The organism is Acetobacterium sp. UBA5834 (assembly GCF_002435675.1).
GTDB lineage: Bacteria > Bacillota > Clostridia > Eubacteriales > Eubacteriaceae > Acetobacterium > Acetobacterium wieringae.
Window position 1 is genome coordinate 1 of record NZ_DJGY01000033.1, and the last position, 8588, is coordinate 8588.

Here is an 8588-nt window from a genome sequence, read left to right on the forward strand (position 1 = left end):
CAAAAAACATCTAACTCGATCACTGCAAACCCATGTTATCTAAATCGCTCTGTCACGTTCAAAATCACGTCTTTGGACTTGTTCCCAAAACCCGATGTTTTCACGATTTTTGCTCATCCGATTTTTACGTTCAAACCTCGGAAACCCTTTATTTCAAGGCTTTTCTACACTTTTACTTCTCAACCCTTGACATCAATACGACCGGCTCAACGTGTGTTGGGTGCGTGAAAAAGATCAAAAAGATAAATTTGATAAATTGGTTTTCATTACGTTAGATTTTCTAGATTTTCATTTTTTTACTGTTTATGAAAATCCTTTCCCTCTCCTAACTTTAGAGCTACAACGTAGTGTGTAGCATACGCTTCTTCTATTCTTGAATCTCCGGATTTACTAAAACGCAAAGGAATCTTCCTGCCTTTTACACCCCACTGATTGTATGCAGTCCATGAGGGCTTCATATGATTCTGTTTCGCATATGTCCTAAGCTCTCTCATTATAAAGGACAGGTTACTCAAGTTGGATTTACATACCTGTTCAAGATACGGCACATGCCCAAACCTCCAGCTTTCATAATCCTTGACTGATAATATGCCTACACCCATTATCACATCTATAGGAGATATATAAATCTTTTCTTGCAATATGTTGTTCATGACCGAGTATATCTTCCGCTTCAATTCAACATTATTCATAGGCTGTTTTTCCTTTTCCGAAGCATGATTTACCTCCATTCCCCGGACATTTTTATATTAAATAACCCTGACGCCTGTAATGCCTGGGTAATCTCGCTTTTGAAGGCTGAATGCCGGGGATATTTGCTCCTATATCTTTCAATGAAATCCATACCCTCCTGCTTTTCCTCTCTGTTCGCTAAAACCTCTGCCATTGCGACCAATAGTCCGGCTGCTTTATGATAACTCCCTCGATGCTGGTTACTGACAATTGCATCTACCCGGTGTCCTATCTCATCCCTACACCATTTTAAATAAAATTCTTCTTGTTCCTTGGTTAGCTTTATAGACTTTTTTATAAAATCAATAACCTTTAGGTACTTCTCAATATATTCCTTATTTGCATTATCACTTGTATTTTTAATAGCATCCTCCCATTGTTTGCAAAGAATTTTTGAATGCATTCCTTCCTTTGATAAAACTGCCATCATAAAAGTAACAAACAATGGTTTGGGATTCTCACTGGAGCTCCATCCAAGGGGACCTTTGCCTTTGCACATTTCAAATACCTTTTCATACTTTCCACTTAGAAGCAAAGTATTGAATAATACTCCTTCGGTTGCAAAAGATGCACTTTGCTCTCTATTGTGGTAGTTGCTTTCAGGTATCCTACCTTTACCTTGAAGTTCCATCACCCTCTGTTCAGCTTCATCTTGAATTTCTTCAAAGCAAGCACATTCAATAGCACTAATATATAAGTCAAGTAAATATCCTATAGAAGGATCGGAATAAAAGCTTTCCCTATACCCTTCCAGTTTCAGCTCATTATCATTCAATCTTTCTCCTATCCTTGAAATGGCTTCTGCTATTTTAGCCCTTACCGCATAATCCCGAGGAATTCTGGACAATCCTTCTCTGGCAACCTGAATAACTGAATCTTTATCGTCTTCCATCTCCAAATCCGCAATCCAATCCAAATATGCTTTAGGATATTTCGCTGCATATTGCCTTGCAAACTCAGAAATAGCCGGGATACCCCCCTTAATAAAAACAGCTTCCCTCAGTAACTCGCTGACATTTATCTGACTTTCACTTTTCAAATATTCAATCCAATTTGTTAGAAAAGCATCAAAATTCGGTAACACAGAGTCTAAGGCATCCATAATATTTTTTAGTTTGATTCCATGGGCCAGATATCCATATTCATTCATTGATCTATACAGCGAAGCGGGCCTCTCTTTAGAAGCGGAATTCATATATACGGATCTCAGAAAGAGTGCAACCTGCTCATCTATATCCGTTTTTAACATATTGCTGTAATCCGGATCGCCAGGAAGATGCCCCGGTTCCCATCCCATCTCCAATATATCGAATAACCTTATATATGCCGCTTCGGCCAGCTTATATTTCCCTCGCAGCAATAATTTTCTTGCTTGCAGAAAAAACTCGTCCATTTCCTCCGCCCAGCTTTCGTCACCCCAATCTCTTTCCTCTTGGATAGCATCATCCCAGCCCCATCCATCGCAATATTCACCATTCTCCACTCTCTGTGCAAAAGCTTCTATCTCATCCATCAGCGTATCCTCATTGGAAATAACTTCTTCATTCTGCCTCAAACGCATTAATTTGTCCAAAAACTCTTGCCTTCCTGAAGGATGTTCTTCGCTGGCCCAGTTCAATATCAGGTTTCGGAAATCTTCTGTAGAAAGATTTCTTAAACGGCTCCTTACTTCTTCCATAAATTCTTTATAACTTAATACACCCATGCTTCTTCTCTCTCTTCATTATGTTTGATTTAGTATTTCATCAAGCGTACCTATTAATTCGTTTGCAATACTCAGGTTATCCAACCTCATGATACTTTCTTCGGAATTTCCAAAGCTCAAAAGATTTATGCTGCCATACCAAACAATCCTCTGATCAATCACCGCAAACTTTTGATGGATATTTGATTTAAAAATAATACTGGCTCCTGTATTCTTTATAGAACTAATCATCTCCTCAAAGGTAAGCCTGTCCCTTTCCTTATAATCTGTTTCAGGCAGGGTAATGATGGTAAGCTTTGCACCATTGTTAATCCCGGTCATAAAAATACTTAACATCTGATCTAAACGTTTTTTAGTAACATAAGGACTGACAATGACAATGTCTGATTTAGCAGACGTAATATCATTACTGAAAACTGTTAGGAAGTTGCTATTGTCAAAAATCGTATTAATAGATTCAAAAGACCTGCTGTCACCCTTAGCCGAATATCCGATAGAGGCATATCCCTTCAATCTTTTTTGATACATGCTTTCAATTACACCTACATGTGCATCCACATAATCATAAATCTGAACTTCACTCTTATTCTGATATAATCTGTGGAGCCTGCCCGCATACTGTTGAACTGTACCTTTCCAGGCTACAGGCATTGCAAGAAACAAAGTATCAAGTCTTGGTTCGTCAAAACCCTCGCCAACAAATTTGCCGGTTGCAACTATGACAAAATTACTCTCTTCCGGTATACTTGAAAGTCTTTCAAGCGCAGCTCTTCTTTCCTTTGCAGACATACCTCCTGTTAATATAATAACATTCGGGAGTACTTCCTTTAAAGAGCTTGCAATCACTTCAACATGTGCAGTTCTTTCAGTTAGAACAATGGGATTGCGGCCCTCATTTGCACTTTCAATAACATCATCTACGATTAATTTGTTACGGATCTGACTGGTGCTGATTTCAGCATAAATTTGTCCAATAGACCATTCCTTTTCATCCTGGCCGATAGGTTTTCTGAAAGGAGTAAAGCGCGGAATGACATAATGCTCAAAAGGTCTTTTTTCAGCCTGTTTTCTGGCATCCACTCTATACCTGACCGGACCGCAATGCATGAATATGATGGGGTGGTGTCCGTCCTGCCTTACCGGGGTTGCTGTTAATCCGTAAACATATTTGCCATCCACGTTTTTTAATATCTGTTCGAAACTAAATGCCGGAACATGATGGCATTCATCTACTATCACCATGCCGTAGTTGCGGATAAAGTCCTTAACCTCATCTCCCTTTACCAATGACTGCATGATAGCAACATCAATGATGCCACTTAGATTGTTTTTTCCTCCCCCTATCTGACCAATAATACTTCTGCTCTTTTTTCTGCCTCTATTCTTAATTTCTTCAGAAGGAAGGGCTTCTCTGATTACGAGAAACTGGTTCAAACGCTCCTTCCACTGCTCTAATAATTGCTGAGTATGAACAAGTATAAGAGTATTTACTTTTTTTACTGATATAATTTTCGCTCCGATAACGGTTTTGCCAAATGCAGTCGTTGCGGATAATACACCGATGTTATATTGTATCATTGAATTAACAGAATCTTCCTGCTCATCACGAAGCTGGCCGTTGAATTCAACGTCAATCTGTTTTCCTGAATAGCTTTTATCAATCCATTTGACATCCACCTTGTGAACATTAAACAGGTTTATCAGATCAAGCTCACATCCCCTTGGAAGACACAAGTACTCAGGCGTCTCGTCAGATAAGGAAATAATTCTTGGCTTATCAAAAGTCGGCAATCTCATAGCTTGAGCCTTATAAAAGTCAGGGTTTTTAAAGGCTGCCATACGTTTAATAATATTCAATGCTTTATGTGAAAAGCTATTTTTACTAATGTAAAGCATATTTGCTTTGGTTATATAAACAGTGTCAGGAAAATCAGACTTGCATAATTTATAATTTGTCTTGCTTCTCTCCCATGGCTTGCATTCTTCATCTTCATTCTGCCTTAAATCACCCAATTCACTGCCACTGCATAGTTGCGAAATATATAGGTCAATTTCACTTTCACTGAGCTTTCGAATAGTGCTCAAAAAACTCCATTGATCCTCATAGGGCCGGAGGTTTTCATCTATAAAAACACTGTTGTTGTTTCTTCGAGCATTTAATTGTAAAGGTAATGCGATGAGATTCCCAAGACCACCTTTAGGAAGTGTATCCTGATTTGGAAACAAGCGGTCATATGAAGAAAATTTGATTTCATGCCTTTTAACCATAGCATGTGTAAGAAGTGCTGTACCAAATTTTCTGGCCGACGCAGCGCTCACCTTGTCATCAAAAAAGAACCATACATGCGCTCCATTCCCTGAACGAGAACGTTCAACTGCAAATGGAATATTTTTTTCTGCACAGATATCCCTCATGGCTGATATATCTTTTTCCCAGCCTTCATCATCGAAATCAATAGCGAGGAAATAGCAGGTTTCATCCGGTAGCATAGGATATATGCCAAAAACATCTTTGCCCCTGAGATGCTTGTCTATTGCTGCAAAGTCAAAATTTGCATAATTTCTACTATCGCATTCGGAGCATTTAATCCTTGGCTTATTACAAAATCCTCTTGCCCACTCATTCAAACATACAGGAGAATACCCCGATTTACCCTCTTTGTTTTGCCACCTTTTTGCATAGACATCATCCCTGCCTCTAAACAATGACATAAACAGGTTAATTTTATCCTCGGGGAGCTACTATTGGTTACATATCCTGGTTTGACTACCTCAACTGCCTGGATGTTATTTATCTCTATTGAGGCTTGAGTATCATTTTTTATATAGGGTGATGTCATTGGCAATCCAAGCCGTTTCCTATAGTCCTCATTTTCATTTTTTAACCTTTGATTTTCCTCCAGCAGCTTCTGGTATTTTTCGAAAAGCTCATTATATTCCATTTTCCCTTACTTCCCAATACCCGTTTTTTCTTGAACCAACCCTCTCAATAATTCCTTTCTTTTTTAAATCAGATATGTTTGCCTCTATATTTCTTTTTTCTTTTTGATATACCAAAAATTTTAGAAAGTCCAACTGTTGTTATTCTGCTGTCTTATTTCATAAGTTCAGTAATCTTCATTTGAGTTTCATTTAATCCGATGTTTATACCGATATTTATACCGAAGTTTCCCGAAGTTTTTCTGCGGAATAAAATTGTGAAAAAGCCTGTTATTTCAAACTCCGGTTCAGGTATTCCAGCTTCTTTACAGGCTTTTCTCATCCTGTTGATGCCTGTCCCCATTTTTTCTATATAGTGAATATGGTGTAATAGGGAAGCAATGGTAGGATTCCTCGTTATACTCTTCTTTCCGAAGTCTTCTAAAGTCATACCGTGAGGAAGGGAACCAGGATTGCTGATTTCAACCTGGTCATCAAAAATCTCAACCATCACATTGGCACCTTTTTCAAAATAATCCCTGTGGCAAACTGCATTGACAACCGCTTCCCTGATTGCTATTTCAAGTATTTCAAGAATCTCTTTCCTACGTATTTCTTTGATTTCATATCTCAAGTTTAAATGCTTCTTAAGAAATAAAATGGCTTCATCAATAATAGTAACCAAATCGCCAATCAAATCTTTCCGGTCAAGAACTGTTATCTTTTCGGTTCCTTTATATAAAGCACATATCACTTGAGCCTGCGGAATATATTTCATTGTCTCTTTTAAAAAAAGCACTCCCGCATTTGTTAGATAAGTTTTTCCTTCTGACTGTATAAAAGCAATAATTTCATTTCGACCAAGCTTTTGAGAATTCGGGCCGACTCTGAGGAAAAATCCCTTTGAGCAACTGTACGACTTTTCTTTCCTTCTGGCACTGACAGGATGATGATAATATTATTAAAAACATCAAGTTTTACAGTTTAGTCCGGTTGAATCTGCCTTAGCGTGTCCTGGATACGGGAACGGACGGTATTACTGATATCAGTACCAGTAATTTTGCCATTGTCATAAACACCTATAAATATACGTCCGCCGGATGCATTTGCAAAAGCGAATACTTCTTCCACAAGGTTCTTATCCACACTTTCTTTGAATTCAACTTTATATCTTTCACCCTCTTGAAGGATGATTTCAAGTTCAGTCTGTGTCATAAAATTCAACCTCAACTTTTTATGATTTACAATACCTGTACTGCTTGGTAAATATCGTTATCGTTATTTTATTCCCTAAGAAGAATTTATGCAAGATTTATACTCAATTTTCTATTCATGCCCGCTTTTTACCGAATATCTTTTTTATACACTCAAGGGTAACCCAAAATCAGAAGATTTCCCAAGTGCCCCAAGCTCTCTATCCATCAGTATTCACACGTTCGATCCTCACGACGGTTTCCACATGTTTTGAGTTGAATTGATAGCTATCAAAAGTACGTTTTCAATCCCTGTTTTTGTTGGGAACACACACATCCAAGCTCGTAGATGGAAACATATCAAAATTAACTATGGTTTGGGGAATAAATCAAAGGTAATTTTAACACTATTGGGCAGGAAGTTTTCCATCTTGATAGTGTTACAATTGATGTTGAGTAATACAAAATACCCACATTGAGTCATTAAATAAGAACACCTCACTTTTGGTTTGACAACAGTAGTGAGGTGTTCTTTTGTTAGAAACCCTTCTTGAACTCAAAAAGCTCGTCGCACCAATCTATTCAGTAGCTGGAAGATCTTCCAAAAAACAGTCTGAAATCTTTCGTTCGCTGATTCTGATGGTTTGTTTGAGTTTGCCTTTGAATAAATGGGTGGATAAACTCTTGAACAATCCAGTTTTGCAGATTACTTGCGGCTCAATCGGGGTGCTGCCCTATCCTGTGTATGAGTAAAAGCAGTTAAAGCGTAGCACCACTTTTCATCAGGGTGTCAATGTCAAATCTCTGCGCCGCAACTGTTAAATTTCAGCGTCGCAAGTGTAAACCCTATCCGGTTCGCAGTGTAAAACAGCGCCGACATATTCAATATGCACCTTCTCATTAACTATATCGCAGTTCAAATTGATACAATATCTGCCGAATCCACTTCATGGACCCTGGAGTGGATTCGGCAGATAATAGTGCTTTATTTTACACCACTTTCCAGCAAACGGGTATGGCTTATCTTATAGTTCCTGCCTTAGCTGTATCGAAATCCCATTGGGATCATATACCCAGAAATAGCGACTTTTGGCGTCTGGCGTTTTTATTTCGGAAGGATTGAGTCCTTTCGACTGAACTAGTTCGTGCTTTTCATCCAGGTCTTCTGTTTCAAAGCAAAGGGAGACTCCTTTACCTTCCAGTTTTGGAGTTTGCGGCATGCAAACCAATTCAATTTCCGTTTCTCCCTTGCCGTTTCCCAAAAACACCACTTCTCCCATTCCTGTTTTGATGCGGCGGGAAATCGTCATTTCAATGACTGTTTCGTAAAATTCGATCGATTCCTCAAGTTTTTCAACCATCAAAGTAACTTGTTTGAAATGCATAACAAATCTCCTCTTCATTAAATAATATTTTTGAATATAATAAACCTACTGAAGCAAAAAGCAAAGATAATCGAATGTTTTGCTTGCAAGGGTTTTGATACTTTCTTCATTTTCAAATTATTTGGAGGGATTACAAAGGGCCTCCGGGCGCTGAAGAAAACAAAAAAACTGAGGAATTTGCCCAGTCACTCAGTCAATAAAATTCAAGTGATTGGAGTATCAAAGCGCCAGGTTTGCTGTTTTCATTTAATCGCAAATTGCAAGTGCAAGCTGAACACCTCGGTAGAAAAGTAGCCAGAAAAACGTTGCAGCATATTCCTCATCTAAATATAAAGAGCTTAACTTATCAAGATGGAAACTTCCTTTTTACTAAAAAGCATAGGCCCTCTCAAAATTTCATATTCAAGATGGCCTGTTATGATTTAAATTACTTATGCGTTTCAGATAACAATTTGCCTCCTGCACCTATGTTATCCATACTGTTCTCTTTGATTAAGACATGGAATGCCTGCTCCGGGATACCTAATACTTCTACTGAAGCCTGTGTTAACTTTTCAACAAGTTCGGCTTTCTTTTCTTTAGTAAGTTCGGGCCCGTCAAACTGTATAAATGGCATATTTTTACTCCTCCTTATTTAGCTCCCTATGATAAATC

Annotated in this window: 8 protein-coding genes; all 8 read right to left on the reverse strand. The window is 38.3% G+C overall.

The features are described 5' to 3' along the window. Window positions 1-296: 296 nt before the first annotated feature. Window positions 297-692, reverse strand: coding sequence for a hypothetical protein (locus tag B3F51_RS07055; protein WP_286946285.1), 396 nt, complete (start codon window positions 690-692; stop codon window positions 297-299). A 29-nt stretch (window positions 693-721) separates the two neighbouring features. Continuing rightward, a complete protein-coding gene (locus B3F51_RS07060; RefSeq protein ID WP_286946286.1) occupies window positions 722-2437 on the reverse strand; it encodes a hypothetical protein in 1716 nt (571 codons plus the stop codon). An 18-nt stretch (window positions 2438-2455) separates the two neighbouring features. Beyond that, on the reverse strand, window positions 2456-5149 hold the full coding sequence (locus tag B3F51_RS07065; protein WP_414632365.1) for a TOTE conflict system archaeo-eukaryotic primase domain-containing protein: 2694 nt from the start codon (window positions 5147-5149) through the stop codon (window positions 2456-2458). After that, window positions 5062-5379 carry a hypothetical protein gene (locus B3F51_RS07070; protein WP_286946289.1) on the reverse strand — a complete coding sequence of 106 codons (318 nt, stop codon included), beginning with the start codon at window positions 5377-5379 and terminating at the stop codon, window positions 5062-5064. Before B3F51_RS07070 ends, B3F51_RS07065 begins: the two co-directional genes overlap by 88 nt. Window positions 5380-5531: 152 nt before the next feature. After that, window positions 5532-6134, reverse strand: coding sequence for an ATP-binding protein (locus tag B3F51_RS07075; RefSeq protein WP_286946291.1), 603 nt, complete (start codon window positions 6132-6134; stop codon window positions 5532-5534). 206 nt (window positions 6135-6340) lie between these two features. Next, window positions 6341-6571 (reverse strand): helix-turn-helix domain-containing protein, encoded by a 231-nt coding sequence (locus B3F51_RS07080; protein WP_286946293.1) that lies wholly within the window; start codon window positions 6569-6571, stop codon window positions 6341-6343. A gap of 1003 nt (window positions 6572-7574) precedes the next feature. Continuing rightward, complete coding sequence (locus B3F51_RS07085; protein WP_286946295.1) at window positions 7575-7934, reverse strand: VOC family protein; 360 nt, start codon at window positions 7932-7934, stop codon at window positions 7575-7577. Between the two features lie 427 nt (window positions 7935-8361). After that, window positions 8362-8550, reverse strand: coding sequence for a 4-oxalocrotonate tautomerase DmpI (gene dmpI, locus B3F51_RS07090; protein ID WP_128425678.1), 189 nt, complete (start codon window positions 8548-8550; stop codon window positions 8362-8364). Window positions 8551-8588: the final 38 nt, after the last annotated feature.

Excerpts from the sequence above, each read along its gene's own strand:
- B3F51_RS07055 (WP_286946285.1), bottom strand. The coding sequence starts at position 692 with ATGAATAATGTTGAATTGAAGCGGAAGATATACTCGGTCATGAACAAC.
- B3F51_RS07060 (WP_286946286.1), bottom strand. The coding sequence starts at position 2,437 with ATGGGTGTATTAAGTTATAAAGAATTTATGGAAGAAGTAAGGAGCCGT.
- B3F51_RS07065 (WP_414632365.1), bottom strand. The coding sequence starts at position 5,149 with ATGTCATTGTTTAGAGGCAGGGATGATGTCTATGCAAAAAGGTGGCAA.
- B3F51_RS07070 (WP_286946289.1), bottom strand. The coding sequence starts at position 5,379 with ATGGAATATAATGAGCTTTTCGAAAAATACCAGAAGCTGCTGGAGGAA.
- B3F51_RS07075 (WP_286946291.1), bottom strand. The coding sequence starts at position 6,134 with ATGAAATATATTCCGCAGGCTCAAGTGATATGTGCTTTATATAAAGGA.
- B3F51_RS07080 (WP_286946293.1), bottom strand. The coding sequence starts at position 6,571 with ATGACACAGACTGAACTTGAAATCATCCTTCAAGAGGGTGAAAGATAT.
- B3F51_RS07085 (WP_286946295.1), bottom strand. The coding sequence starts at position 7,934 with ATGCATTTCAAACAAGTTACTTTGATGGTTGAAAAACTTGAGGAATCG.
- dmpI (WP_128425678.1), bottom strand. The coding sequence starts at position 8,550 with ATGCCATTTATACAGTTTGACGGGCCCGAACTTACTAAAGAAAAGAAA.